Here is a 24,214-nt window from a genome sequence, read left to right on the forward strand (position 1 = left end):
GTCAGAGCCGTGCCAGGTCGGGTCCGTCCTTGGGGCCGAACCAGGCCCGGCGATAGGCCTCCCGGGCCGCGCGCTCGGCGTTGGCGTCGCCCTTGCGGCGCTCGACCTCGGCCAGGCCGGCCAGCGCCCAGCCGTTGTTCCGGACCCGGGCCAGCGAGTCCCTGAACGCCTGCTCGGCCTCGTCGAGCTTGCCCTGGCGCAGCCGGACCGAGCCGAGCGATTGCCGCACCGGGTAGTACCAGTAGGGCGGCTCGGTGTAGGCCAGCGCGTCTTCGATGGCAACGGCCTCGGTGTACGCCTTGGCGGCAGCGTCGAGGTCACCGGTGGCATCGGCCAGCCGGCCGGTGGCGACCAGCCCCGCGGTGCGCACGATCTCCTTGGCCGGCAGTCCCCAGGGCTCGAAGGGCTTGAAGTCGGCCGTGCGCTCGATCGCGGCGATGGCGTCGATCTCGCGCTGTGCCCCGGCCTTGTCCTTGCGCTGCGCGTAGGCGATGGCGCGCGCATAGTGGTACATGGTCGACACCAGCACGACGTCGTCGGACGGCGGCGCCAGCTTGAGGATCGTGTCCGGGTCGCTGAACTGGGCACGCGTCGTGTAGTGCGCCGCCTTGATCGGCTGCAGGATCGGGAACATCTTCACCAGTTCGGCGGGCACCGAGGCGTCCAGCTTCGCGGCGGCATCGACCGCGGTGCCGCCGTCGCCGCCCATCTGCGCCGAGACCATCACGAAGTGGATGTTGTGCGGGTAGTAGGCGGCCTTGTAGAGCGGGTCCGACGGCGAAGTCTTGAAGTAGGCCTCGTCGACCTGGATCGCGCGGCGATTGGCCTCCAGCGAATCACGGTACAGCCCCACGCGGTAGTAGATGTGCGCGGGCATGTGGACCAGGTGGCCGGCACCGGGCACCAGCGCGCCCAGCCGCTTCGCGTAGGGCAGCGCGCGGTCCGGCTGGGCCGACGCCTCCACCGCGTGGATGTACAGGTGGATGGCGCCCGGGTGGGTGTTGTTGCGCTTCAGCACCGTCTCCAGGGTGGCGACGATGTCGGCGCCGCGACCCTTCGGCTCGGCGCCGCCGGCCTGCCAGTAGTCCCAGGGTTGCGTGTCCATGGCGGCTTCGGCATACAGCACCTGGAGCGTGTCGTCGGTCGGGAATCTCGCCGCCACGGCCTTCATGGCGTCGGCATAGGCGCCATCCAGTGCGCTGCGGTCGGGCGGGGCATCGGCGGCGTAGCGCTTCTCGAGCGCGCCGATCAGCATCTGCTCCAGTTCGCTCGCCCGTCCCTTGAGCGCCACCGCCCTCGCCAGCGCGGCCAGTGCCGGCGCATTGGCCTCGGGCATCATCGGGACATTGATGTTCGGGCCCAGCACCAGCGCCTCGCCCCAGAAGCACATGGCGCAATCAGGATCGAGCTGCTGCGCCGCCTGGAACGCGCGCTGCGCCTCGGCGTGGTTGAAGCCGAAGGACAGCCGCAATCCCTGGTTGAAATAGGCCTGGGCCTTGGGGTTGCGGGTGCTGATCGGAAACGCCAGCGTGCCGAGGTTGGCGTACAGCGGCACGGTGCCGCCGGCCGCCTGCATCGGCACCGGCTGGAACGGGGCGGTCTCGCTCTTGACCCGGACCAGGGCCTTGAGCAGCGCCGGCGGCGCGCTGACCACCGGCCCGCAGATGCCACCCGACAGCAGCGGATCGAAGGGCGGCCCTGCTCGCCCGGCGCCGACCCCGTCGGGCAGCAGCAGGCCGGTGCCTGCGACGACGACGGCAACCGCCGGCAACAACCGGCGACGGATCACGAAGCGGTGGTGCGATGGCATGGCATTTCCCCTCTGGAGAAGAGGCGGGACCTGCGATGCGTGCTCGGCTGGCCCCGTCTGTGGATGAGCCGGATCGATGCAAAAATTCTGGCATCCGGCCGCACGCGGTGCAATAGCCCATTGGCAATGCAATTCAACCGGCGTACAACCCATGCGTCAACTCCCGAGGAGCGCGCCATGAACCCGCTTGCCGCCAGCAGCGTGACCTGCATGTTGCCCGTGAAGGACCTGGCGCGTGCCCGCCAGTTCTACGAACAGGCGCTCGGCCTGGAGCCGCTGGGCGCCAAGCCGGACGGCAAGTTCATCTACCGCTGCGGCGGCACCGAGCTGGCCCTGTTCCCGAAGCCAGAGGGCACCAAGGCCGACCACACGGCCCTGAGCTTCCGGGTGGCGCAGATCGACCAGGCGGTGGCCGCGCTATCGCAGCGCGGCGTGCGCTTCGCAGACTACGACCTGCCCGGGCTGAAGACCGTGGACCACGTCTGCGTGCTGGGCTCCGAGAAGGCGGCCTGGTTCGAGGACCCGGAAGGCAACATCCTCTGCCTGCACGAGGATCTGGACTGAGGGTCCTAGTGGCTGTCCTCGATATTGAGGACCTTCCCCAAGCCCAGGAAATAGTTGGCGAACGCGAGCAGCGCCGCCGTCACCGCGATGTAGACGGCTGACAGCGCCGCCAGGGTCGGATCGGCAAACTCGCGGACATAGTTGTACATGGCCACCGGTAGCGTCTGCGTGTCCTGCGTCGTCACGAAGAGCGATGCGGTGAATTCGCTGAACGACATGATGGCCGCGAACAGCCATCCACCGAAGAGGCCCGGCGCCAGCAGCGGGACCGTGATCGTGAAGAGCACCCTCACCGGCGACGCGCCCAGGCTGGCGGCCGCCTGCTCCAGCCGTTCGTCCAGGTTCTCCATCGAGACATAGACGCTGCGCAGCACGAAGGGCAGCACCAGCATCACGTGGCACAGGATCACGATGCCGTATCCGCGCTGCACCGAGGTCTGCGACACCAGGATCAGCAGGCCCAGTCCCAAGGTGAAATGCGGCACCACCAGCGGCGAATGCAGGATCGCGAGCAGCAGCTGCTTGCCCTTGAACTCCAGGCGCTTCACGGCGATGGACAGGCAGGTCCCGATCACCAAGGCCAGGAAGGAAGACCATCCGGTGACGACCATGCTCGAGCGGAATCCTTCCTGGAAATCCGGATAGCTGAACACCCGCGCAAACCACTTGAGCGAATACGATTCAGGCGGAAAGGCAAGAATCGCCTTTTCGTTGAAGGCGGCGATCGTCACCACCACCACCGGCAGCAGGACGAACGCAAGCAGGATGGCGATCAGCAGCGGGCCGGCCACGCGCAGCGGCAGAGGCAGGGAACTTCGGATTCTCATGTCAGTGTCCTCCAAAGGCCTTCAGGCGCTTCGTCAAAAGTCCCAAGGCAAAAAGCGCCGCGACCGTCAACATCAGCCCCATCACGCTCAGGCTGGCTGCCAGCGGAAAATTCATCGAAGAGAACCCGAGTTGGTAGACCAGTGTCGACACCGTGGGCACGCGGCCTCCGCCGATCATCTGCGGCGTCGCAAAGGCACTGAAGGTCCAGGCGAAGGCGGTCGTGATGCTGGCCAGGATGCCGGGCATCGACAGCGGGAGCGTGACCGTGATGAAGGTCTTGACGGGGCCCGCGCCCAGGCTTTGCGCGGCCTTCTCGTAGTCGCGGTTGATGTGCGAGATCGCCGTGGCGAGCATCAGCACCACCACCGGAATTGTCACGTGCACCAGCGCGACCAACACGCCCAGGTGCGTGAACATGAGTTCGAACGGCCATTCGATCAGGCCGAGCTTGCGCAGGGTGCCGTTGATGAAGCCGTTGCTGCCCAGCACGGCGATCCACGAGTAGGTCCGGACGATCTCGCCCAGGAACAGCGGCGTGATCGAGACGATCAGGATGAAGGACTTCAGCGCCCGGTTCTTCACGCGCACCAGGGCATAGGCCAGGGGATAGGCGGCGAGCAGCGAGAAGACCGTGGTCTCCACACTCAGCAGCAGGGTGTTGGCAAAGGCATCGAGATAGATCGACTTGCCCATGCCGGTGAAGTTGGCGAAGGTCAGCCCTCCGACATCCAGCGAGCCAGGAACGAAGGTCCTGAAGCTGAACTGGAACACCGCGGCCAGCGACACGGCGATGCCCATCGCCACAATGACGGCCGGAGAGATCAGCCAGGCCCGTAGATCGGAGCGCATTCCTTAGCCTTGTTCCTGAGACCCGACCGGGTCAGTTCATCACGTTTTCGGTGAACCACTTGCGCCACTCCGCCGTCTTCTCGGCGCGCAGCTTGTTGTCGATGACGATGGTCTGGCTGTCCCACTGGGCCTTGGTGGTGAACACGCCCGGCAGCTTCGCGTCTTCGGCCGAGACCGTCGCGTTGTCGACCACCGGGCTGGCCTTCTTCGAAGCCACGATCTTCGACTGCACTTCGGGCGACAGCGCGATGTTCAGGAACTTGTAGGCCAGGTCGGTCTTGGTGCTGCCCTTCATGATGGCCATGGTGTCGACGCCGAGCACCGCACCTTCCTTGGGCATGACCACCTTGATCGGCACGCCCTGGCTCGCCATGTGATACGCATTCATCGAGAGGATGACTTCCACGGGCGTTTCGCCGGTGGCGATCAGCTGCTGCGCATTGGCGTCGTTGGTATAGAAGGCCTTGAAGTTGGGCTTGAGCGCCTTGAGCTTGTCCTGGCCCTTTTCCCAGGACTTGGCATCCCCGCCCGACAGCATCGCCGACACCGCGATCAGGTGGCTGGGGTCGAAATCGGGGGCGCTGATCTTGCCCTTGAGGGCCGGATTCCACAGGTCGTTCCAGCTTTCGAACTTGACGCTCGGCGGCAGCAGGTCGGGGCGATAGCCGATGGAATACACATAGGCCCAGCTGCCGATGTGGTACGGGCTGATCTTGGCGCGGTCGACCAGGCGGCTGGCGTTCGGGATCTTGCTGGTGTCGAGCTGCTCGAACAGATCGCCGTTGACGTAGAGCCAGCCTACATGCGAGGTCGTGAACGTGATGTCGCTCTCGGGCTTGGAGGCGAGCTTGGCCTTGTTCAGGCGGTCGATGGTGCCGCCGGTCACGTACTTCACCGGCACGCCGGTCTGCTTGGTGAATTCCTTGCCGATGTTCTCGTCAATGAGGTCGCGGAAACTGCCGCCCCATGTGCTCACCACCAGGGCGTTGTCCTGCGCGTAGGCCGAAGCGGCGGCCAGCGTGGCGGAAAGCATGCACAGTGTCAAAAGCTTGCGAATCATTGAAAACCCTCAAATCGAAAAGTTGAACGTTGGTCGGAGCTGCCATCGGTCGGCGAGTCGACTGATGATGCAAGCATTACGCCAGCACCAGGTCCACTCACTTCAGCGACCGGATGATGTGGAACTCGCGACTCGCGGCCAAGTCGCCTTTTACTTAGAGGTGCCTCAATTTTCCTGATGGGCGCGGGTCGGGGGCAACGCTCGGAAATTCCTAAACGGTCGCCCGGAAAATACAAATGGCTCCAGGGGCCGGCGCAGATGAGGATCGCCATTCCCGTCACCAGCCCCGAGCAACATGAAACACACCCGCATCCGGCCTTTCAACACCAAGGCCACGTACCCCGAACAGAAGCTCGACAACGACCTCTGCCAGGCCGTCGTCGCCCGCGGCAGCATGGTCTTCCTGCGCGGCCAGATCGGACAGAACCTCGAGACCTCCGAGAGCGTCTGCATCGGCGATGTCAGCGGGCAAGCGGAGCAGGCCATGGCGAACATCGCGATGCTGCTCGAGGAGGCCGGCGGCGAGCTCCAGGACATCTGCAAGATCACGATCTACATCATCGATCCGCGCTACCGCGAGGCCGTGTACCTGGTCGTGGGCCGCTGGCTGAAGGGGGTTTTCCCGGTGTCGACAGGCATCGTGGTGTCTGCCCTCGCCCGTCCGGAATGGCTGGTGGAAATCGATGCCACCGCGATGATTCCCGACTGAGCCCCATGACTTTCTCCATCATCGCGCGCTGCCCCGCCACCCGGCAGTTCGGTGCCGCAGTGGCCTCGTCCTCTCCCGCGGTCGCCGCGCGCTGCATCCGCGGCCGCAAGGGCGTGGGCGCTGCCGCCAGCCAGAACATCACCGATCCGGATCTGGGCCCGCTCGCCCTGGACCTGCTCGCCAGCGGACTGACGCCGGCGCAGGCAGTGGCCGAGTTGCAGAAGCGCCCCTTCATCGACTACCGCCAGCTGATGGCCATCGATGCGTCGAATCCGCCGGTGGTCTTCACCGGCGCCCAGGCGCTCGGAACGCTGGCCAGCGTGGTCGGCACGCATGCTGCCTGCGCCGGCAACATGCTGCTCACGCGCGAGGTGCCCCAGGCGATGCTGTCGGCCTTCGAGAGCGCCGAAGGCTCCCTGGCCGAACGCCTGATGCAGGCCATGCTCGCCGGCCAGGCGGCCGGCGGCGAGGAAGGCCCCGTGCATTCGGCCGGCCTGCTGGTCTACGGGGAGCAGAGCTGGCCGATCGTGGACCTGCGGCTGGACTGGGTGGAGCTCGACCCGGTGCAGGCCCTCTACGCGACCTGGAAGGTCTACGAACCGCAACTGCAGGCCTACATCACGCGGGCGCTGGACCCGCGCGCCGCCCCGAGCTTCGGGGTGCCAGGAAACCTCTGAAGGGCCGCCGCTACACTGGACTTTTGACGTCACGTGCCGCTCCACGGCCTCTTCTCTTCCTCGACATGCTCAACCGCGTTTCCCTGCGTCAGATGGAGTATTTCGTCGCCACCGCGACCCACGGCAGCATCGCCGCCGCGTCGGCGCAGATCCATATCTCCTCGCCCTCGATCTCCGCGGCCATTGCCCATCTCGAATCCGAACTGAACGTGCAGTTGTTCGTCCGCCATCCCTCCAAGGGGCTTGGCCTGACCGCCATCGGCACCCTGGTGCTGAAGCAGTGCGAGGACGTGCTCGACCAGTCCTCCCGCCTGTACGAGATCGCCTCGGACTCGAGCGATGTCATGCAGGGCGCCTTGCGCGTGGGCAGCTTCCAGTCGCTCACCGCGATGATCGCGCCCGAGGTCATCTTCGGGTTCTCGCGCGCGTTCGAGTCGGTGGACGTGGAGATGGTCGAAGGCGACCAGGTGGTCTTGATGAACAAGCTGCGCGCGCTCGAGATCGACCTGGCGATCACCTACGACCTGACCCTGGGCGAGGACATCGAGTTCGAAACCCTCGCCACGCTGCCTCCCTATGTGCTGGTGAGCGAACTGCATCCCTTGGCGCAGGAGAAGGCCGTCACCTTCGAGGACCTGGCGGGCCAGCCGTACGTGCTGCTGGACCTTCCGATGAGCCGGGAGTACTTCACCTCGCTGTTCGCCAAGGCCGGCGTCACGCCGAACATCGTGGCGCGCTCGCGCTCCGAGGAAGTGGTGCGCTCCATGGTGGCCAACGGCATCGGCTATGCCGTGTTCAACGTGCGGCCCAAATCGAACCAGGCGCTCGACGGCAAGCGCATGGTGCGCGTGCGCCTGGCCGGCACCCATCGCCCGATGCAGCTCGGCCTGGCCACCTACAAGCCGATGAAGCAGTCGCGACTGACCCGCGTCTTCATGGAACGCTGCCGCGCCTACATCTCCGACCAGTACATCCCCGGCATGAGCGCGGCGAGTTTCTTCGACCCCCACATCACGGCGCCCTGAAGCGCCCCAAGCATCGCCATGGATCAAGCAAGTTCTGCAAGCATCTCCAGCATCTCGTTGCTGGAAACCCTGATCGCCTTCCCCTCGGTGTCCCTCAAACCGAACATCGGGCTCATCCACAAGGTGCAGGAGATCCTGGCACAGGCCGGCATCGAATCGATCCTCGCGCCCGACCCGCAGGACGCCAGCCGGACCAACCTGTTCGCCACGGTGGGTCCGCAAGGCGTGCCCGGTGTGCTGCTCTCCGGCCACACCGACGTGGTGCCCGTGGACGGCCAGCCCTGGACTTCGCCGCCCTTCGAGGCCACGCACAAGGACGGCCGCATCTACGGGCGCGGCGCGGCCGACATGAAGGGCTTCGTCGCCTGCGCGGTCGTCGCCATGGTGGCCGCGGCCCGCAGGCCGCTGGCGCGACCGCTGCAACTGGCCCTGTCCTTCGACGAGGAGATCGGCTGCGTCGGCGTGCGCCACCTGCTGCGCCGGCTCGAGAACCAGCTTCCCGCGCCCCACCTGTGCATCGTCGGCGAGCCCACCCTGATGCGCATCGGCACCGGCCACAAGGGCAAGGCGGCCTACCGGGCGGTCTGCTGCGGGCAGGCCGGCCATTCGGGCCTGGCGCCCAGGTTCGTCAACGCCATCCACATGGCCAGCGACCTGGTCGCTTCGGTGCGCGAGGTGCAGCGTGAGCTGTCCGAGACCGGCCCCCGCGAGGAAGGCTACGGCGTGCCCTACTCCACGGTCCATGTCGGCGTGATCCAGGGCGGCCGGGCGCTGAACATCGTGCCCAGCGAATGCGAGTTGAGCTTCGAGATCCGCCATGTCTCCGAGGACCAGCCCGAGGAGATCCTGGCCCGCGTGCTGCAGCGCCTGGTCGAACGCGTGGCGGCCGATGCGGTGCATCCCGAGGCCCCCCTGCCGGACATCCAGCTGACCAACAGCTATCCCAGCCTGAGCACGCCCGAGGACTCGGAGGCAGTGCGCCTGCTCAGCAGCTTGCTGCCCCCCGGCACCCGCTGCACCAAGGTCGATTTCGGCAGCGAAGGCGGCTTGTTCAAGCAGAGCTGGCGCGAAACCCCGGTGCTGATCTGCGGCCCCGGCAGCATCGAGGTGGCGCACAAGGCCGACGAGTACGTGGAGCTGTCGCAGATCGAGGCCTGCGACCGGATGATGGCCGCCCTCGTCGACTTCCTCTGCCGCTAGCGCATGCGCAGGATGCCGCGGTCGACGCCGCGGACATCCGTCTTGCCGCAGAAGGCCATGGAGAGATCGAGTTCGTTCCGGATGAGCTCCAACGCGGTGCTGACGCCCTTCTCTCCCATGGCGCCCAGGCCGTACATCATGGCGCGGCCGATGTACGTGCCGCGCGCCCCGAGCGCGATCGCCTTCAGCACGTCCTGCCCCGAGCGGATGCCGCCATCCATGTGCACCTCCACCCGGTGGCCGACGGCCTCCACGATGCGCGGCAGGGTGGAGATCGACGACGATGCGCCGTCCAGCTGCCGCCCGCCGTGGTTCGACACCACGATCGCATCGGCCCCGCTGTCGATCGCCAGCCGCGCATCCTCGGGCTCCTGGATGCCCTTGACGATCAGCTTGCCGCCCCAGCGCTTCCTGATCCATTCGATGTCCTGCCACGACAGGCGGGGATCGAACTGCTCGCGGGTCCACTCCACCAGCGAGCCGATGTTGTCCACGCCCTTCGCGTGGCCGACGATGTTGCCGAACTGGCGATGCCGGGTGCCCAGCATGTTCCAGCACCAGCGCGGCTTGCTCGCCAGGTTCAGCAGGTTGCGCAGGGTCGGCCGAGGGGGCGTCGACAGGCCGTTCTTCTTGTCCTTGTGCCGCTGGCCGAAGACCTGCAGGTCCATGGTGACCACGAGCGCGGAACAGTTCGCGTTGCCGGCCCGCTCGATCAGGCCTTCGACGAAGCTCCGGTCGCGCAGCACATAGAGCTGGAACCAGAACGGATGGCGGCCGGTCGCCTCGGCCACCGCCTCGATCGGGCAGATGCTCATGGTCGACAAGGTGAACGGTATGCCGAACCTCTGCGCCGCGCGCGCCGCCAGGATCTCGCCGTCGGCATGCTGCATGCCGGTGAGGCCCGTGGGCGCGATCGCCACCGGCATGCTGACCGGCTGGCCCACCATCGTGCTGGCGGTGCTGCGCTCGGTGATGTCCACCGCCACGCGCTGGCGAAACTCGATCTCGCCGAAATCCTCTTCGTTCGCACGGTAGGTGTACTCGGTCCACGAGCCGCCATCCACGTAGTCGTAGAACATGCGGGGCACGCGTTTCCTCGCCAGGCGGCGCAGGTCCTCTATACAAGTGATCTCGGCCATGCAGCTCAGGTCTTGCCGTACGACATGTAGGCGTCCTGGATCACGATATGGTCGGCGATGTACTTCGCGTCGTGCCATACGCCGTAGATGAAGGACGAGGCGCGGTTGACCAGGTTCGGCAATCCCAGGAAGTAGATGCCGCTCTCGGCCGAGATGCCCCGCTTGTGGAATGGCGCGCCCTTCTCGTCGAAGGCATTGACCTTCAGCCAGCTGTAGTCGAACGTGAAGCCGGTGGCCCAGAGAATCGTCGTGATGCCGGCCTTCGCGAGGTCCAGGCTCATGATCGGTTCCTTCAGGCAGTCCGGATCCGGCAGCAGCTCCCAGGCCTCGGGCTCCGGCGCAAAGGGCAGGCCGTTCTGCTCGATATAGGCATCGGCTTCGCGCAGCACGTCGAAGTACGCCTGGTCGCCCTCCGCGACGTTCCTCGCCAGGCCTTCTTCGAATTCGATGACGCCGTCCTTGTAGGTCCTGGTCAGGCCGACCAGCGTCACGCCCATGTGCGCAAGGCGACGGAAGTCGACCGTCTTGCCGCCCTCGTAGCCACTGACCGCGAAAGCGACGTGCTGCTTCTTGGGCTTGATCTTGACCTCGTCCCACAGGCCCAGGGCACCGAGCCACCAGCAGTAGTCGCGGCCCCGATAGGAACGCGGCGGCCGGTAGTGCTCGCCCACCGAGAGATAGACCGTCTTGCCGGCCTTGCGCAGCTCCTCGGCGATCTGCGAGCCGGAGGCTCCCGCACCCACCACCAGCACGGCGCCTTCCCGCAACTGGCCCGGGTTCTTGTAGGTCGAGGAATGCAACTGCTGGACCGCGTCGGTTTCGGGAACGATCTTCGGATAGGCCGGGATCTGGAAAGGACCGGTGGCCGAGACGACATTGGTCGCTTCGATCACACCCTCGGAGGTCGTCACCTTGAAGCCCGGGCGACCCGCGTTGCGCTCGACCTGCCTGACCTCGACACCGGTACGCACCGGCGCCTTCAGCATGGCGGCGTAGTCCTCGAAATACTGCGCCATGCGCTCCTTGGGCGGAAAGGCCTCGGGCGAAACATCCTCGAACTTGAGCCCCGGAAAACGGTCATGCCAGGCGGGGCCATTCGCGACCAGGGAATCCCAACGCTCCGAGCGCCAGCGTTCGGCGATCCGATTGCGCTCCAGCACCAGATGCGGCACACCCATGAGCGACAGATGCTCGCTCATGGCAATGCCCGCCTGCCCGGCACCGACCACCAAGGTATTGATTTTTTCCACTGACATGTGTGTTTCCTAAAGAAGATCGCCACTGATGCAAGTCGCCAGGCAACCTGGAGACACCAGTCATCGATGCAGGCGAGTCTGATGAAGCACACCGCATTTGAGAATCACGTTTTTCGGATTCAGGACTTAGGAAAAAGCAAAGCGCTGCCTGCGTGACTCTCGACAGAAGCCCTCGCACAGGCCTGTGCCCCGCGGCCGTCGAGGCCTTTCGTTTTTCCGAGGGTCCGCATCAATTTCGGCAAAGACCCGGTCGCGTACCCATGCCTTATCGTTCGGGCATGAAAGTAGTCCACTCCGACCCTGCAGCGCAGCCCAGCCTTTCGCATCCGCAGGCCGACACGGCCGTCAGCCTGGAAGGCGTGGTCAAGAAGTACCACGACCAGACCGTGCTGCACGAGGTCTCGCTGAAGATCAGGCGGGGCGAGTTCCTCACCCTACTGGGTCCGTCGGGCTGCGGCAAGACGACGCTGCTCAACCTGATCGCGGGCTTCGCCGAGGCCGACAGCGGCGAGATCTTCATCGAGGGCCAGCCGGTGACCAGCGATCCGCCGCACAAGCGACAGATCGGCATCGTCTTCCAGAACTACGCGCTCTTTCCGCACATGACCGTGGAGCGCAACATCGGCTATGGCCTGCGCATGCGGGGCGTGGCCAAGGACGAAGTGGCCCAGCGCGTCAAGGAGGCGATGGCCATGGTCAAGCTCACCGGCCTCGGCCACCGCAAGCCGCGCGAACTCTCCGGCGGCCAGCAGCAGCGTGTGGCGCTGGCGCGCGCGCTGATCATCCAGCCCAAGGTGCTGCTGCTCGACGAGCCCTTCTCGGCCCTGGACAAGAGCCTGCGCGGCTCGATGCAGGTCGAGATTCGCGAGATCCAGCGCCGCCTGGGCCTGACCACCGTCTTCGTCACCCATGACCAGGGCGAGGCGCTGGCCATGTCGGACCGGATCGCCGTGATGTCGGCCGGCGTCATCCGCCAGATCGCATCGCCGGCCGACCTGTACCGCAGTCCGCAGGATCCGTTCGTGGCGTCCTTTCTCGGCGACGTGAACATCCTGCCGGCCCACTACCACGGCAAGACCGCCCACGAGATCCAGCTGCGCCTGGGCTCCGGCCATCTCAGCCTGCCGCATGCGCGACTGGTCGACGCATCGCACGAAGGCGAGAGGCTGGACGTCTACGTTCGCCCGGAGCACATTCAGCTGGAGACCCTGCATGCCGGATCGGTCCTGAGCGGCACCGTGATCCACCATGTCTTCCAGGGCGACCACATCAATACCTACGTCGATGTGGATGTCCCGATGACGGCCCGGCAGGTCGTCACGGTACGCAGTGCGGGCCTCGCCGCCATGCAGCACTGGCCCGTCGGCTCGGTCGCCGGGCTGGCGCTTCTCGACGAGGGCATCAGCGTCTTCAGCTCCCGAAAATAAAAGGCCAGACAAACCCATGACCGACATCAGAAGCTCCCTTCCAGGTTCCATGCAAGCCATCGTCGCCCGGGAGCCCGGCGATGCCAGCGTGCTGGTGCTGGCCGAGCGCCCCATGCCCGTGCCCGGCGCCGGTGAAGTGCTGCTGCGCGTGCTGGCCGCCGGCATCAACCGGCCCGATGTCATGCAGCGCCAGGGCATCGCCAAGCCCGCGCCGGGCATCACCGACGTGCTCGGCCTCGAGGTGTGCGGCGAGGTGGTCGCCTGCGGCCCGGGCGTCGACACCGCGCTGATGGGCCAGCGGTTGATGAGCCTGGTGCCCGGAGGCGGCTATGCGCCGTGGTGCACGGCATCGGTCGATCATTCCTTCGTGGTGCCGGCGCCGCTGTCCGACATCGAGGCGGCGGCCTTGCCCGAAGGCCTCTTCACGGTCTGGCACAACCTGTTCGAGCTCGGGCGCCTAGCGATGGGCGAGACGGTCCTGATCCACGGCGCCGCGGGCGGCATCGGCACGCTGGCGATCCAGATGGCCCATGCGGCCGGCTGCACGGTCATCGTGACCGACAACGATGAAAGCCGGTTCCCCGAACTGACGGCCCTGGGCGCCGATCTGGCGATCTGCTGGCCGACCACCGACTTCACGCAGGCCTGCCTGGACTACACCGCGGGGCGCGGGGTGGACGTGGTGCTCGACATCGTCGGCGGCGACTATGTGCGCCGCAATCTGCAAGCCATGGCTTTCGGCGGGCGGCATGTCAGCCTGTCGTTCATGCAGGGCTCGGCGGTCAACATCGAACTGCTGACCTTGATGCAGCGCCAGTTGAGCCTGCACTCCTCCACGATGCGTCCGCAGAGTCACCATGACAAGTCCCGCATGGCCAAGCGCCTGGCCCACCATGTGATGCCGCTCCTGAAAAGCCGGCGGATCGCGCCGCGCATCCACAGCACCTTTCCGGTCGCGGAGGCCGCGGCATCGCATGCCTTGCTGGAAAGCGGCAAGGTGTTCGGCAAGCTGGTGCTGGTGCCCTGATGATGAAGCTCCTCTTCGCTCCGACATCGCCCTTCGTGCGAAAGGTCATGGTGTGTGCGCATCTGACCGGACAGGCCGACAAGATCCAACTGCTGGACAGCGCCGCCCATCCGGTTCGGCGCGACCCGCGCATCGCGGCCCACAATCCGCTCGCCAAGGTCCCGACCCTGATCCTGCAAGACGGCCAGGCCCTCTACGACAGCCGGGTGATCTGCGAGTACCTGGCCAGCCAGGCGGACACGCAGACGATATTTCCGGCGGCTGGCGGCTATCGATGGACGGCGCTCAGCCGCCAGGCGCTGGGCGATGGCCTGCTCGACGCCGCGCTGCTGGCGCGCTACGAGCTGACCGCGCGTCCCGCCGAATTCCAGTGGCCCACCTGGCGCGAAGCCCTGTTGACCAAGGTCACGGCCTGCCTCGAAGCCATCGAAGCCATCGCATCCGGGTTGAGCCCCGACAAGCCCACCATCGGCGAGATCACCATCGGCTGCGCCTTGGGCTACCTGGACTTCCGCTTTCCCGAACTGGACTGGCGCGCGCAATGCGGCAACGCCGCCCGTTGGAACGAAGCCTTCCAGCACCTGCCCGCCATGCAGGCCACCCGACCCTACGAAGCTTGAAGACCCATGACCGACACCTCGACTTCTCCCATCACCGTCTGGTTCCTGAACGGCCCCAACGCCAACCTCTACGGCCTGGATGCCAACAAGAACTACGGCACCGACAGCTTCCCCGTGCTGCAGTCGCGCTGCGAGCAGAAGGCGGCCTCGCTGCAGGTCAGCCTGCGTTTCCTGCAGTCGAACCATGAAGGACAACTGATCGACTGGATCCAGGAAGCGCGCGGCGTCGCCGACGGCATCGTCATCAATGCGGCCGGACTGACCTACACCTCCATCCCCATCCTGGATGCCTTGCTCTCGTTTCCCGGGAAGATCATCGAGGCCCACATGAGCAACATCTGGAAGCGCGAGCCCTTCCGGCATCACTCCTTCATATCGAAGGCGGCGGATGGCGTCATTGCCGGACTCGGCGGCGACGGCTACGAGCTCGCCATCGAGGCGGTCGCGCGGCTGGTGCGAAAGAACCAACAGGCTTCTTGAAAATGAGTGTCGGCACCCTGGGCTTCTACAGCGACTTCGACGATTTCCAGACCTGGAAGCAGGCGCTCCAGGCGCAGCTTCCGGCGCTCCGGGTGGTTCATGCCGGCCAGGCCGAGCGGCCGGAAGAGATCGACTACGCCATGGTCTGGAAGCCCCCGCAGGGCATCTTCGAACGGATGACGAAGCTGCGGCTGATCATCAACCTGGGGGCAGGCGTCGACTCGCTGGTGGGACGCGACGATCTCCCGCCGAACATCCCCATCACCCGCATCACCGATCCGCAGATGGCGCGGATGATGGCCGGCTACGTGCTGTTCGCCGTAATCCGGCATGCTCGGGATATACCGCACTTCGAGCAGGCCCAACGCGCGGGCAGGTGGGCCTATCGCCACCCGCGTTCGCCGGAGGACATCACGGTCGCGGTGCTGGGACTGGGGCAGCTGGGCGCCAAGGCAGCGCACGAGATCCAGCGCCAGGGCTTCAGGACGCTGGGCTGGTCGCGCAGCCTGGCGCAGATCGACGGCGTGGAATGTTCGGCCGGCATGGAGACGCTCGATGCCGTGATCGGCCAGGCCGACATCGTCGTCCTGATGCTGCCGCTCACGCCGCAGACCAGGCAGATCTTCGATCGCGAACGTCTCGAAAAGATGCGGCCCGGCGCGGCCTTCGTCAACGTCGCCAGGGGCGCCCTGGTGGACCAGGCCGCTCTGACGGAACTGCTGCAGAGCGGCCGCATCGGCGCCGCGACGCTCGATGTCTTCGAGCGCGAACCCCTGCCGGCCGAAGACGCGCTATGGCAGATGCCCAACGTGCTGATCACTCCGCACCTCGCATCCGTGGCGATCCCTTCTTCCTCGGCCAAACAGATTGCGGCCAATATCCTGCGCGTCGCGGCAGGCGAACTGCCGGACAACATCATCGAGCCGTCGCGCGGGTATTGACGGCCTGGGCGCGCACGCGAACTGCGCCATGTGATCCAAGAAAGCGGTCAAGGTCGTCGACGACTTCGGGAGCAAGCTCGATTCGAGCATGCGACGACTTTCCGGCTCGCTCCGCAGCCGCCGCAATACCAGGTCATTCCACAGTAGTAGTACCAAGCGACGCCCCGCACGGGAAGGCCGCCTACCCCAAGTCGCAGCATTGCCGACCTTCGACCGGCTTCGGTTCGCCTGACAGTGCGTCATCGAACTCCAGCGGGCCGCGTCATGAATTGGAAACAACTGTTCGCGCTTTGCCGCAAGGCCGTGGGCGCCTGGGCCGATGACTATGCGCCGAGCATGGGCGCCGCGATCTCCTACTACACGATCTTCTCGCTGGCCCCGCTGCTGGTGATCGTCATCGCCATCGCGGGCGCCCTGTTCGGGCGCGACGCTGCCCAGGCGCAGATCGTGGCCCAGGTCGCGGGGCTGGTCGGCCAGGAGGGCGCGACGGCCGTGGAAGCGCTCCTGCGCAGCGTCGCCGATCCCGAGCGAGGCCGGATCGCCGGCATCATCAGCGCTATCGTCTTGCTGGTCGGCGCCACCACCGTCTTCGCGGAACTCCAGAGCGCCATGGACCGCATCTGGCACGTTCCGGAAAAAGACAAGCCCTCGGGCGTCTGGTCGGTGCTGCGAGCCCGCCTGCTGTCGTTCGGCCTCATCTTGGGGCTGGCCTTCCTGCTGATGGTCTCGTTGATGGTGAGCGCCGGCCTGGCTGCCTTCGATGGATGGTTCGGCGGCCTGCTGCCGGGCTGGGAGGCTGTGCTGCAGATTCTCAACGAGGCGATCTCCGTCGCGATCATCGCCCTCCTCTTCGCCATGATCTTCAAGCTCATGCCCACAGCGCCCATTGCCTGGCGCGACGTGTGGATCGGGGCCGCGGTGACCGCGATCCTGTTCGAGCTCGGCAAGTTCGCGATCGGGATGTATCTCGGCAAGAGCGGCGTCCGGGAATCGTTCGCCGCGGCCGGTTCGCTGGTGGTGCTAGTGGCCTGGGTCTACTACGCCGCCCAGATCTTTCTCCTGGGTGCCGAGTTCACAAAGGTTTACGCCGACTCGCACGGATCGCTGGCCGGTGTGAAGGCGCAGCAGGCCACCGAAATGGCGGCCGAAGTGGCCGAAGCCGGGACGGCGATCGTGGAGAGCCGCACAGTGGCCTCGACCGGGCCGCAAGAAACGGAGGCCACAGCCTTGGCCCTGGAAAGAGCGCAACGATTCCGCCAGCGGGCGACAGCCGCCTTCGCAAGGCAGGTCATCGTGCTCGCGATTCTCGTCGTCGCCAACGCCGCCGCGAAGCGCTCCATCCAGCGACAACGCAGGCGCCTCGCCGCCAGCAGGAAAGATCTTCGGGCGGATTGACCCGGTGGATTCGCCTCAGGCCTGGCGCTTTTCGATCCAATGGGTGGCCGGGCCATGCAGGCGATTGCCAAGCTCCACGGCCAGGACGAGCCTTTCTCTGTTGACGCGGTTGTCGGGGATCCACAGGTGATCGCATCCCCCGTCAGGCTCGCGGCCCTGGAACACTTCTTCTGAGCGGCGAAGCCTGATCTCGGTGAGTGCTCGCAACGTCGTCTTCACTGCAAAACTCCTCAATCAAATAAGGTGCGCATCAACTCGCCATGCGCGTGGCGCCGACAAGAGCGACATCCAGATGTCTCGCGGTGGGCGGCGTTACGCACTGTCCACGCACGACGCGCCGGCGACTGTAGGACCTCAGCCTGGGCTCGTGTCGGATGAGGTTCAGCGGCCAGGACGATGGCCGCAGATCCGGATTGCTCGCGTATTCAACCCCTCGTGCCTTAAGCGCACCTGAACGCCGATCCGACCCGTCGATGCTCTGCAAGCCGGCTCCGACGCGGATCGCCTCTCGCCGCCTACTCGCAGGTGGCGCAGGACGAGCAAGAAACGAGCCTTGCTCAACCAGAAGGAAACGATCATGCCCAAGGGTGACAAGTCGTCCTACACGGACAAGCAGAAGCGGCAAGCCGAGCACATCGAGAAAGGCTACGAACACCGCGGTGTCGGCAAGGGCGAGGCCGAGCGGCGCGCCTGGGCGACGGTGAACGCCGAGACCGGTGGCGGCAAGAAAAGCGGCAGCGGACGCGGCCAAGCCGAAAACCATGCGCCGGCCCGCAAGGGCGGTCGTTTGGGCGGTGCGGCGGCGGCCTCGCGCTCTGCTGCGGAGCGCTCCGCATCGGCCAGAAAAGCTGCTGCCACACGCAAGCGCAACGCGGAACACCGCAGCTGAGCCTGCCAACACTCACAATTTGTCTATTTTTGCCATAATGGCAACTCCACCCGGAGTCGCCCATGATCACCGCCTTGCCCGCCCTCCACGACCTGCCGCGCCAGAACGCCTCGCAGGTCAAGAACAAGTGGGGCGACGTCGTGCGCCAGGTTCGCCAGAGCGGCAGCGTGGCCATCACCAACCATGCCGCGGTCGAGATGGTGCTGCTCGACGCCGCAACCTACCAGCAGCTGATTGAAGACCTGCAGACGCTCGGTGCCCGCGAGCAGACGGTGCTCGCGGAGCTGTCGGCCCGCTTCGACAGCCGCCTGGCCGTGTTGCGGCAGCCCGAGGCCGCCCGGCAGGTGGGCGATCTGTTCGCGGCCCGTGGCCGGTTGGCCCGGCGTCCGAAGGCCGGCGCCTCGTTCTGATGGCCGCGGCCGGCGCGGCGCGGCCCTTCGTGCTGGTGCTGGCCGGCGTCAATGGCGCCGGCAAGAGTTCGGTCGGCGGCGCCCAGCTCGTCGAGCACGGCCTGGCTTGGTACAACCCTGACAGCTACGCGCGCGAACTGGTCGGCCAGCTCGGCCTCGAGATCGAGGATGCCAACGGCCGCGCCTGGGAACACGGCCGCGCCCAACTCGCCGCCGCCATCGCCGGCCGCCGCAACCATGCCTTCGAGACCACGCTCGGCGCCAGCACCATCCCCGGACTGCTCGCTCAGGCCGCGCGCACCCACGACGTGGTCATGATCTTTTGCGGCCTCGCCACGACCGAGATGCACCTGCGGCGCGTCCAGGCCCGGGTCGCCGCCGGCGGCCACGACATCCCGACCGACAAGATCCGCGAGCGCTGGACCCGGTCGCGCATGAACCTGATCCGCCTGATGCCGCTGCTGGCCCGCCTGCAGGTCTTCGACAACAGCGCCGAGGCGGCGCCGGGCGAGGCGATTCCCGACCCGTTGCTGTTGCTCGAGATGGCCGGGGGCTGGCTGGTGTTCCCCGCCGCCGACGATGCGGCGGCGCTGGCGGCGACGCCCGAATGGGCGCGGCCGATCCTGCAGGCGGCGATCGAGCAGCATGGCTGAGCGCCCTCAGCGCGGGAAGTCGGCCCCGAACCAGTTGCCGTGGAAGCCGTCCGGCACCCGGTGCGGCAGCGACGCGATGCACAGCGGCCCGGCCGCCACGTGGCGGGCATCGAACACCGCCAGGTCGCTGGAATCCAGGCCCTACCACCACGGCGGACTGCCGCTGACCCTGCTGGCGGCGGCCGAGACGGTACTGGTGCGCGACGCCATGCTGGCGGCCATGGACGGCGTCGCCGACCGGCGCGAGCGCCGCCACGCCATCGCCCATGCCTATGTGCACTTCGCGCACGATAACCCCGCGCTGTTCGGCCTGATGTTCCGCAATGAGATCATCGACATGCGCCGGCCGTCTCTGTCGCAGGCCGCGAAAGCCGCCATGCAGGTGATGGCACCGACCATCGGCGAGGCGCCCTCCGCCGGCGCGGACGCGCTCTCGGCGTCCGACGCGATGCGGGTGACCGCGGCCTGGGCCTATGTGCATGGCCTCGCGACGCTGCTCATCGACCAGCGGCTGCACGGCGTGCTCAAGGCCTCCGCCGGTTTCCGCGACCCGCTGGCGCTGGTCGACGCTGCGCTCGAGAACGTGGCGCTGGCCGCGGAGCCGCCGTCCCGCTGAGGCCGCCCGGGCAAGACTTCGCACCCCGTGTTCGGCATACTTCAGCCCGCTCGACCCATGCAGTCCTCGACCAAGGCATTCCCATGCGCAGAAGACGTCTGGTGCAACTCGCCGCCGCGACCCCTTTCGCCACCCCGTGGGGTCTGCTGGCGCCAGCACGCGCGGCCGCCACGGCCGGCCGGGTGCGACCGGGCGACCCCGACTGGCCGAGCGATGCGCAATGGCAGCGCTTGGGCGAACGGTTGGGCGGCGACGCACTGGTCAAGGTGCAGTCGCCGTTCACGCCCTGCCTCGAGGCACCCGCCGGACCCGCCTGCACGCAGTTCTTCAACGCGGTGCGCAACCCCTACTTCCTCGGCGACGAGATCGGCCTGACGCAGACCCTCGGCTGGGTCGGCGCCTGGACCTCCAGCCCGAGCGTCCATGCGGTGGCCGCGCGCAGCACCGCCGACGTCGCCGCCGCGATCGACTTCGCCCGTGAACACCGGCTGCGGCTGGTGGTCAAGGGCGGTGGGCACAGCTACCAAGGCACCTCCAGCGCGCCCGATTCCCTGCTGGTCTGGACCCGCCGGATGAACCAAGTCCTGCTCCACGACGACTTCGTCGGCAAGGGCTGCGAAGGCCGGGCGGCGCCGGTGCGGGCCGTCTCTGTCGGCGCCGGCGCGGTCTGGGCCCATGTCTACGACGCGGTCACCAGCCGCGGCGGTGGCTACGTGCAAGGTGGCGGCTGCATGACGGTCGGCGTCGCCGGGCTGGTGCAGAGCGGGGGCTTCGGGAGCTTCTCGAAGGCCTACGGCCTGGCCTCGGGCAGCCTGCTGGAGGCCGAGGTGGTCACCGCCGACGGCCGAGTGCGGATCGCCAACGCCTGCAGCGAACCGGAGCTGTTCTGGGGCCTCAAGGGCGGCGGTGGCGGCAGCCTCGGCGTGGTCACCCGCCTGACCTTGAAGGTGCATGCGCTCCCCGAATCCTTCGGTGCGGTCAACCTCACGATCAAGGCTTCATCGGCGCCGGCCTTTCGCCGCCTGGTCGGCCTGATCGTCGACTTCTATGCCGCCGCGCTCCACAACCCGCACTGGGGCGAACAGATCCGCCTGCGGCCCGACAACACGCTGCGCGTCGCGATGGTGTTCCAGGGCCTGTCCCGCGCCGAGGCCCAGGCCGTCTGGAAGCCCTTTCTCGATGCCGTCGACGCCGCGCCCGAGGCCTTCGAAACCGAGTACTCGCCGCTCAGGATCGTCTCTACCTCGGCGCGCGATTTCTGGTCCCCGACGCTGTTCAAGCGCATGTTCGGCTTCATCAGCACCGACGACCGGCCCGGCGCGCCGGCCGGCAACGTGTTCTGGCCGGGCGACCAGCGCCAGGCCGGCCAGGTGCTGCATGGCTACCAGTCGGCCTGGCTGCCGGCGGCGCTGCTCCAGCCGGAGCGGCGCAGCGCCCTGTGTGACGCGCTGTTCGCCGCCAGCCGGCACTGGGGGGTGTCGCTGCACGTCAACAAGGGGCTGGCCGGCGCGCCGGCCGAGGCCCTGGCCGCCGCCCGCGACACCGCGATGAACCCCGCCGTGCTCGACGCATTCGCGCTCGCGATCGGCGGCGCCGACGGGCCGCCGGCCTTTCCCGGCGTCGCGGGGCACGAGCCCGATGCCGCGCTGGCACAACGCCAGGCGGCGGCGATCGGCGGGGCTTTCGACGAACTGCGCCGGCTGGTCCCGCAACCCGGCTCCTACCTGTCGGAGAGCAACTACTTCGAGCCCGACTGGCAGCGTTCCTTCTGGGGCGGCAACTATCCGCGGCTGCTCGCGGCCAAGGAACGCTACGACCCCGATGGCCTCTTCTTCGTCCACCACGGCGTCGGCAGCGAGCGCTGGAGCGCCGACGGATTCACAAGGAAAGCATGATGGAAACCACGGCCCCGCGCCACATCGACGACCTGCCGGGACCCAGCGGCGCCCCGCTGATCGGCAACCTGCTGCAGATCGAGACCTCGCGCATGCACCAGCAGCTGGAGCAGTGGTGCCGCGAATTCGGCCCCTTCTTCAAGCTGCAAATGGGGCGCCGCAGGCTGCTCATCGTCGGCGACCACGAGGCGGTGGCCAGCACGCTGCGCGACCGCCCTGACGGCTTCAAGCGCACCACCCGCTTCGAGGCCGTGGCCAGCGAGATGGGGCTCAAGCCCGGGGTCTTCGGCGCCAACGGCGAAGACTGGCGGCGACAGCGGCGCATGGTGATGGCCAGCTTCGATCCGGCGCACGTTCGGCACTATTTCCCGTCGTTGCAGAAGGTCGCCGAGCGGCTGGTCGGCCGATGGCAGGCGGCCGCCCGACGCGGCGACGCGATCGACCTACAGCCCGACCTGATGCGCTACACCGTCGACACGATCGCCGGGCTCGCGTTCGGCGCCGAGGTCAACACGCTGGAGTCCGACGGCGACGTGATCCAGCAGCACCTCGACAAGATCTTCCCGGCCCTCGTGCGCCGCATGCTGGCGCCGCTGCCGACCTGGCGCCTGTGGCCCAGCCGGGCCGACCGCGAACTCAAGCACGGCGTGGAGGCGGTCAACGAGGCGGTGGCGCAGTTCATCGCCGACGCGCGCGGCCGGATGGCGGCCGACCCGGCGCTGCGCACCCACCCGACCAACCTGCTCGAAGCGATGATCGCGGCCGCCGACCAGCCCGGCAGCGGCATCACCGACCTGCAGGTGGCGGGCAACGTGTTCACGATGCTGCTGGCCGGCGAGGACACCACCGCCAACACCATCGCCTGGATGATCGACCTGCTGTGGCGCCATCCGGCCGCGCTGCAGCGCGCCACCGACGAGGTGCGCGGCCTGCTCGGCGACACGCGCTGCCCTAGCTTCGACCAGCTGGCGCAACTCGACTACGTCGAGGCCTGCGCGCACGAGACGATGCGCCTCAAGCCGGTGGCGCCGATCCTCGCCTTGCAGGCCGAGCGCGAGACCCGGGTCGGCGACGTGCAGGTGCCGACCGGCACGGTGGTGATCAACCTGATGCGCGTCGACAGCGTCAGCGACGCCCACCTGTCGAGCGCCTCGGCCTTCGAGCCGGAGCGCTGGCTGGCCGAAGGGCCGGCCGCCGCCGTCGCCGGCAATGCGAAGCGCATCTCGATGCCCTTCGGCGCCGGACCCCGCATGTGCCCGGGCCGCTACCTCGCCCTGCTTGAAATGAAGATGGCGATGGCGCAGTTGCTGAACTGCTTCGACATCACCAGCGTCGAGACGCCCGACGGCCAGCCGGCGCGCGAGCATCTCGCCTTCACGATGACCCCCGTGGGTCTTCGCATGCGGCTGCGCGCGCGCGGCTGAGTACTCAGGGCTTCTGGCGTTCCGGCGCGTCGGCGTTGCCGCCGCGCGAGAACTTGCCTTCCTTGTTGGCCGCCGCATTCGCGGCGCGGCGCTTGGCGGTCGCGGCCTGGCGCTCGGCACGCGGCTGCGAGGGCGCGGTCAGGGGATTGGCCTGGGCCTCGCCCATCTGCGGGCCGCGCGCGGCCTGGCCACCGCTCGCGCGGCGCTCGGTGCGTGCTTCGGAGCGCTCCGCCGGCGTGGTCTTGGCGGCCGGCGGCGCCTTGCCCTGGCCGGGGTCGACCTCGCCGCTGCTCTGCGCCATCGCCGCGCCGGCCATCAGTGGGATCAATGCTGCGCCGACCAAGGGAACGATTTTTCTCATGCAAACCTTCATGATGTTGAGGACCTCCCGCGAACGTGCAGGCCACTGCATGGTGCCAAGGCCCCCAGATGATGTCCACCCGGGCCCAGGGGGTGTTCACCCTAGTCGCCCTCGCGGCTCCCGATCAGGGTTCGCTCGCCGTCCGGCCGGTGCATGTCGAGGAAGGCGCCGCTGAAGGCCCAGGTCCTGGTCGACCTGAGTGCCGCGATGAACTCGCGCTCCTGCTGCATCACGCCCTCCCCGGGGCAGGTCCTGCGCGTGGTGGCCACCGCCCCGACGCTGATCTGGTCGCCGTTGACGCTGTACCTGGCGCGCAGGCTGTTGCAACCGCCGAAGCCCTTGACGACGCCATCGCCGAAGGCCAGCGTCAGCGTGGTTCCGGCCAGCGGGCTCACGACCGCCTGCCGCCCGTTGTTGAAGCCGGTGATGTTCGAGCGCAGCCCGACCAGCGCCGGCGCCGGTTCGGCCTTGAAGGCCAGCACGACATCTCCGTGATCCGAGAGCAGGCTCAGCCGGTCATCGGTGCGCACCGGCCGGAACGCACCCGCCAGCGCCCGGTGCACGGCCGTCTCCAGCGCCATCGACGCCGGATCGCAGGCCATCATGGAGCCGGCCAGCGGTCCGATCACGAGGCGGCCCTGCTTGAAGGCATAGCTGCCGAAGTAGCGGTTGCAGCCCGAGAAGCCATCGACGCGGCCGTCCTTGAAGCGGGCCGTGACCGAGCCCGGACCGCTCGGCAGCGCCGCGGCATCGATGCCGCGCAGGTCGGTGAGGCGCCAGGTCGGGCCCTCGATGGTCGAGGGCTCGGCGGCCGCAGCCGCCGGCGCGGCGCCCAGCGGCTGCGCCCCGCAGGCCGCGCCCGCGGCGAGCACCGCCGTCGAGATCAGAGCACGGGTGGATGGCTTCGTCATTTCGCTTGTCCCTGACATTCGAGGTATCGGACCGGCATCTTAGTCAGG

General features: G+C 67.4%; 26 protein-coding genes. 17 read left to right on the forward strand and 9 right to left on the reverse strand.

Going from position 1 to position 24,214, the window contains the following annotated elements; genetic code table 11:
* Position 1 precedes the first annotated feature (1 nt).
* The gene (locus tag QZH52_RS09950; RefSeq protein ID WP_301807541.1) at positions 2–1,810 is read right to left on the reverse strand and encodes a tetratricopeptide repeat protein; all 1,809 of its coding nucleotides are present in this window, start codon (positions 1,808–1,810) and stop codon (positions 2–4) included.
* Positions 1,811–1,987: 177 nt separating this feature from the next.
* On the opposite strand from QZH52_RS09950, the gene QZH52_RS09955 reads away from it, so the two are divergent.
* The gene (locus QZH52_RS09955) at positions 1,988–2,374 is read left to right on the forward strand and encodes a VOC family protein (protein WP_301807543.1); all 387 of its coding nucleotides are present in this window, start codon (positions 1,988–1,990) and stop codon (positions 2,372–2,374) included.
* 5 nt (positions 2,375–2,379) lie between these two features.
* On the opposite strand, the gene QZH52_RS09960 is transcribed toward QZH52_RS09955, so the two are convergent.
* From QZH52_RS09960 to QZH52_RS09970, 3 genes are read right to left on the reverse strand one after another with little or no spacing between them, the layout of a single operon-like run.
* Positions 2,380–3,201, reverse strand: coding sequence for an ABC transporter permease (locus tag QZH52_RS09960; RefSeq protein WP_301807545.1), 822 nt, complete (start codon positions 3,199–3,201; stop codon positions 2,380–2,382).
* Between the two features lies 1 nt (position 3,202).
* Positions 3,203–4,051 (reverse strand): ABC transporter permease, encoded by an 849-nt coding sequence (locus QZH52_RS09965; protein WP_301807548.1) that lies wholly within the window; start codon positions 4,049–4,051, stop codon positions 3,203–3,205.
* A gap of 31 nt (positions 4,052–4,082) precedes the next feature.
* Positions 4,083–5,111, reverse strand: a complete 1,029-nt coding sequence (locus tag QZH52_RS09970; protein ID WP_301807551.1) for an ABC transporter substrate-binding protein — start codon at positions 5,109–5,111, stop codon at positions 4,083–4,085.
* A gap of 295 nt (positions 5,112–5,406) precedes the next feature.
* On the opposite strand from QZH52_RS09970, the gene QZH52_RS09975 reads away from it, so the two are divergent.
* The 4 genes from QZH52_RS09975 (at position 5,407) to argE (ending at position 8,722) form a co-directional block, all read left to right on the forward strand.
* The gene (locus QZH52_RS09975) at positions 5,407–5,820 is read left to right on the forward strand and encodes a RidA family protein (RefSeq protein WP_286369672.1); all 414 of its coding nucleotides are present in this window, start codon (positions 5,407–5,409) and stop codon (positions 5,818–5,820) included.
* Positions 5,821–5,825: 5 nt separating this feature from the next.
* A complete protein-coding gene (locus tag QZH52_RS09980; protein WP_301807559.1) occupies positions 5,826–6,497 on the forward strand; it encodes a DUF1028 domain-containing protein in 672 nt (223 codons plus the stop codon).
* Positions 6,498–6,562: 65 nt separating this feature from the next.
* On the forward strand, positions 6,563–7,522 hold the full coding sequence (locus QZH52_RS09985) for a LysR substrate-binding domain-containing protein (protein WP_301807565.1): 960 nt from the start codon (positions 6,563–6,565) through the stop codon (positions 7,520–7,522).
* 18 nt (positions 7,523–7,540) lie between these two features.
* The gene (argE, locus tag QZH52_RS09990) at positions 7,541–8,722 is read left to right on the forward strand and encodes an acetylornithine deacetylase (RefSeq protein ID WP_301807568.1); all 1,182 of its coding nucleotides are present in this window, start codon (positions 7,541–7,543) and stop codon (positions 8,720–8,722) included.
* On the opposite strand, the gene QZH52_RS09995 is transcribed toward argE, so the two are convergent.
* Complete coding sequence (locus QZH52_RS09995; RefSeq protein WP_301807571.1) at positions 8,719–9,861, reverse strand: alpha-hydroxy acid oxidase; 1,143 nt, start codon at positions 9,859–9,861, stop codon at positions 8,719–8,721. The two genes, argE and QZH52_RS09995, sit on opposite strands and share 4 nt — an antisense overlap.
* Positions 9,862–9,866: 5 nt before the next feature.
* Positions 9,867–11,117: a flavin-containing monooxygenase gene (locus QZH52_RS10000; RefSeq protein ID WP_301807574.1), complete on the reverse strand. Its 1,251-nt coding sequence runs from the start codon at positions 11,115–11,117 to the stop codon at positions 9,867–9,869.
* A 278-nt stretch (positions 11,118–11,395) separates the two neighbouring features.
* On the opposite strand from QZH52_RS10000, the gene QZH52_RS10005 reads away from it, so the two are divergent.
* The 6 genes from QZH52_RS10005 to QZH52_RS10030 all read left to right on the forward strand — a co-directional run bounded on the left by QZH52_RS10005 (position 11,396) and on the right by QZH52_RS10030 (position 17,007).
* Positions 11,396–12,544: an ABC transporter ATP-binding protein gene (locus QZH52_RS10005; RefSeq protein ID WP_301807578.1), complete on the forward strand. Its 1,149-nt coding sequence runs from the start codon at positions 11,396–11,398 to the stop codon at positions 12,542–12,544.
* Positions 12,545–12,593: 49 nt separating this feature from the next.
* Complete coding sequence (locus tag QZH52_RS10010; protein WP_301807580.1) at positions 12,594–13,571, forward strand: NAD(P)H-quinone oxidoreductase; 978 nt, start codon at positions 12,594–12,596, stop codon at positions 13,569–13,571.
* 2 nt (positions 13,572–13,573) lie between these two features.
* Positions 13,574–14,191 (forward strand): glutathione S-transferase, encoded by a 618-nt coding sequence (locus QZH52_RS10015; protein WP_436411564.1) that lies wholly within the window; start codon positions 13,574–13,576, stop codon positions 14,189–14,191.
* Positions 14,192–14,197: 6 nt separating this feature from the next.
* Positions 14,198–14,671, forward strand: coding sequence for a type II 3-dehydroquinate dehydratase (locus QZH52_RS10020; protein ID WP_286369681.1), 474 nt, complete (start codon positions 14,198–14,200; stop codon positions 14,669–14,671).
* Positions 14,672–14,673: 2 nt separating this feature from the next.
* Positions 14,674–15,612, forward strand: a complete 939-nt coding sequence (locus QZH52_RS10025) for a 2-hydroxyacid dehydrogenase (RefSeq protein WP_301807585.1) — start codon at positions 14,674–14,676, stop codon at positions 15,610–15,612.
* 264 nt (positions 15,613–15,876) lie between these two features.
* Complete coding sequence (locus QZH52_RS10030) at positions 15,877–17,007, forward strand: YihY/virulence factor BrkB family protein (RefSeq protein ID WP_301807587.1); 1,131 nt, start codon at positions 15,877–15,879, stop codon at positions 17,005–17,007.
* 15 nt (positions 17,008–17,022) lie between these two features.
* Here QZH52_RS10030 and QZH52_RS10035 read toward each other — a convergent pair whose 3' ends face one another.
* Positions 17,023–17,226: a hypothetical protein gene (locus QZH52_RS10035; RefSeq protein WP_301807589.1), complete on the reverse strand. Its 204-nt coding sequence runs from the start codon at positions 17,224–17,226 to the stop codon at positions 17,023–17,025.
* 358 nt (positions 17,227–17,584) lie between these two features.
* On the opposite strand from QZH52_RS10035, the gene QZH52_RS10040 reads away from it, so the two are divergent.
* From QZH52_RS10040 to QZH52_RS10070, 6 genes are all read left to right on the forward strand, one after another.
* Positions 17,585–17,896: a plasmid stabilization protein gene (locus QZH52_RS10040; RefSeq protein ID WP_366919288.1), complete on the forward strand. Its 312-nt coding sequence runs from the start codon at positions 17,585–17,587 to the stop codon at positions 17,894–17,896.
* A 62-nt stretch (positions 17,897–17,958) separates the two neighbouring features.
* The gene (locus QZH52_RS10045; protein WP_301807594.1) at positions 17,959–18,306 is read left to right on the forward strand and encodes a type II toxin-antitoxin system prevent-host-death family antitoxin; all 348 of its coding nucleotides are present in this window, start codon (positions 17,959–17,961) and stop codon (positions 18,304–18,306) included.
* Positions 18,306–18,959 carry an ATPase gene (locus QZH52_RS10050; RefSeq protein WP_301807597.1) on the forward strand — a complete coding sequence of 218 codons (654 nt, stop codon included), beginning with the start codon at positions 18,306–18,308 and terminating at the stop codon, positions 18,957–18,959. Before QZH52_RS10045 ends, QZH52_RS10050 begins: the two co-directional genes overlap by 1 nt.
* Positions 18,952–19,575, forward strand: coding sequence for a TetR-like C-terminal domain-containing protein (locus QZH52_RS10060; protein WP_436411559.1), 624 nt, complete (start codon positions 18,952–18,954; stop codon positions 19,573–19,575). Before QZH52_RS10050 ends, QZH52_RS10060 begins: the two co-directional genes overlap by 8 nt.
* A gap of 83 nt (positions 19,576–19,658) precedes the next feature.
* On the forward strand, positions 19,659–21,470 hold the full coding sequence (locus QZH52_RS10065; RefSeq protein WP_301807604.1) for an FAD-dependent oxidoreductase: 1,812 nt from the start codon (positions 19,659–19,661) through the stop codon (positions 21,468–21,470).
* Positions 21,470–22,894 carry a cytochrome P450 gene (locus QZH52_RS10070; protein ID WP_301807608.1) on the forward strand — a complete coding sequence of 475 codons (1,425 nt, stop codon included), beginning with the start codon at positions 21,470–21,472 and terminating at the stop codon, positions 22,892–22,894. The genes QZH52_RS10065 and QZH52_RS10070 overlap by 1 nt, the downstream gene beginning before the upstream one ends.
* A 4-nt stretch (positions 22,895–22,898) precedes the next feature.
* On the opposite strand, the gene QZH52_RS10075 is transcribed toward QZH52_RS10070, so the two are convergent.
* Complete coding sequence (locus QZH52_RS10075; RefSeq protein WP_301807610.1) at positions 22,899–23,255, reverse strand: hypothetical protein; 357 nt, start codon at positions 23,253–23,255, stop codon at positions 22,899–22,901.
* A gap of 101 nt (positions 23,256–23,356) precedes the next feature.
* Complete coding sequence (locus QZH52_RS38870) at positions 23,357–24,166, reverse strand: META domain-containing protein (RefSeq protein ID WP_436411560.1); 810 nt, start codon at positions 24,164–24,166, stop codon at positions 23,357–23,359.
* Positions 24,167–24,214: the final 48 nt, after the last annotated feature.

The organism is Variovorax ginsengisoli, assembly GCF_030486595.1.
In the GTDB taxonomy this organism is placed as follows: domain Bacteria; phylum Pseudomonadota; class Gammaproteobacteria; order Burkholderiales; family Burkholderiaceae_C; genus Variovorax; species Variovorax ginsengisoli_B.

Coding starts and splice junctions, on each gene's coding strand:
- QZH52_RS09950 (WP_301807541.1), bottom strand. CDS start 1,810: ATGCCATCGCACCACCGCTTCGTGATCCGTCGCCGGTTGTTGCCGGCG.
- QZH52_RS09955 (WP_301807543.1), top strand. CDS start 1,988: ATGAACCCGCTTGCCGCCAGCAGCGTGACCTGCATGTTGCCCGTGAAG.
- QZH52_RS09960 (WP_301807545.1), bottom strand. CDS start 3,201: ATGAGAATCCGAAGTTCCCTGCCTCTGCCGCTGCGCGTGGCCGGCCCG.
- QZH52_RS09965 (WP_301807548.1), bottom strand. CDS start 4,051: ATGCGCTCCGATCTACGGGCCTGGCTGATCTCTCCGGCCGTCATTGTG.
- QZH52_RS09970 (WP_301807551.1), bottom strand. CDS start 5,111: ATGATTCGCAAGCTTTTGACACTGTGCATGCTTTCCGCCACGCTGGCC.
- QZH52_RS09975 (WP_286369672.1), top strand. CDS start 5,407: ATGAAACACACCCGCATCCGGCCTTTCAACACCAAGGCCACGTACCCC.
- QZH52_RS09980 (WP_301807559.1), top strand. CDS start 5,826: ATGACTTTCTCCATCATCGCGCGCTGCCCCGCCACCCGGCAGTTCGGT.
- QZH52_RS09985 (WP_301807565.1), top strand. CDS start 6,563: ATGCTCAACCGCGTTTCCCTGCGTCAGATGGAGTATTTCGTCGCCACC.
- argE (WP_301807568.1), top strand. CDS start 7,541: ATGGATCAAGCAAGTTCTGCAAGCATCTCCAGCATCTCGTTGCTGGAA.
- QZH52_RS09995 (WP_301807571.1), bottom strand. CDS start 9,861: ATGGCCGAGATCACTTGTATAGAGGACCTGCGCCGCCTGGCGAGGAAA.
- QZH52_RS10000 (WP_301807574.1), bottom strand. CDS start 11,117: ATGTCAGTGGAAAAAATCAATACCTTGGTGGTCGGTGCCGGGCAGGCG.
- QZH52_RS10005 (WP_301807578.1), top strand. CDS start 11,396: ATGAAAGTAGTCCACTCCGACCCTGCAGCGCAGCCCAGCCTTTCGCAT.
- QZH52_RS10010 (WP_301807580.1), top strand. CDS start 12,594: ATGCAAGCCATCGTCGCCCGGGAGCCCGGCGATGCCAGCGTGCTGGTG.
- QZH52_RS10015 (WP_436411564.1), top strand. CDS start 13,574: ATGAAGCTCCTCTTCGCTCCGACATCGCCCTTCGTGCGAAAGGTCATG.
- QZH52_RS10020 (WP_286369681.1), top strand. CDS start 14,198: ATGACCGACACCTCGACTTCTCCCATCACCGTCTGGTTCCTGAACGGC.
- QZH52_RS10025 (WP_301807585.1), top strand. CDS start 14,674: ATGAGTGTCGGCACCCTGGGCTTCTACAGCGACTTCGACGATTTCCAG.
- QZH52_RS10030 (WP_301807587.1), top strand. CDS start 15,877: ATGAATTGGAAACAACTGTTCGCGCTTTGCCGCAAGGCCGTGGGCGCC.
- QZH52_RS10040 (WP_366919288.1), top strand. CDS start 17,585: ATGCCCAAGGGTGACAAGTCGTCCTACACGGACAAGCAGAAGCGGCAA.
- QZH52_RS10045 (WP_301807594.1), top strand. CDS start 17,959: ATGATCACCGCCTTGCCCGCCCTCCACGACCTGCCGCGCCAGAACGCC.
- QZH52_RS10050 (WP_301807597.1), top strand. CDS start 18,306: ATGGCCGCGGCCGGCGCGGCGCGGCCCTTCGTGCTGGTGCTGGCCGGC.
- QZH52_RS10060 (WP_436411559.1), top strand. CDS start 18,952: ATGGCTGAGCGCCCTCAGCGCGGGAAGTCGGCCCCGAACCAGTTGCCG.
- QZH52_RS10065 (WP_301807604.1), top strand. CDS start 19,659: ATGCGCAGAAGACGTCTGGTGCAACTCGCCGCCGCGACCCCTTTCGCC.
- QZH52_RS10070 (WP_301807608.1), top strand. CDS start 21,470: ATGGAAACCACGGCCCCGCGCCACATCGACGACCTGCCGGGACCCAGC.
- QZH52_RS10075 (WP_301807610.1), bottom strand. CDS start 23,255: ATGAGAAAAATCGTTCCCTTGGTCGGCGCAGCATTGATCCCACTGATG.
- QZH52_RS38870 (WP_436411560.1), bottom strand. CDS start 24,166: ATGACGAAGCCATCCACCCGTGCTCTGATCTCGACGGCGGTGCTCGCC.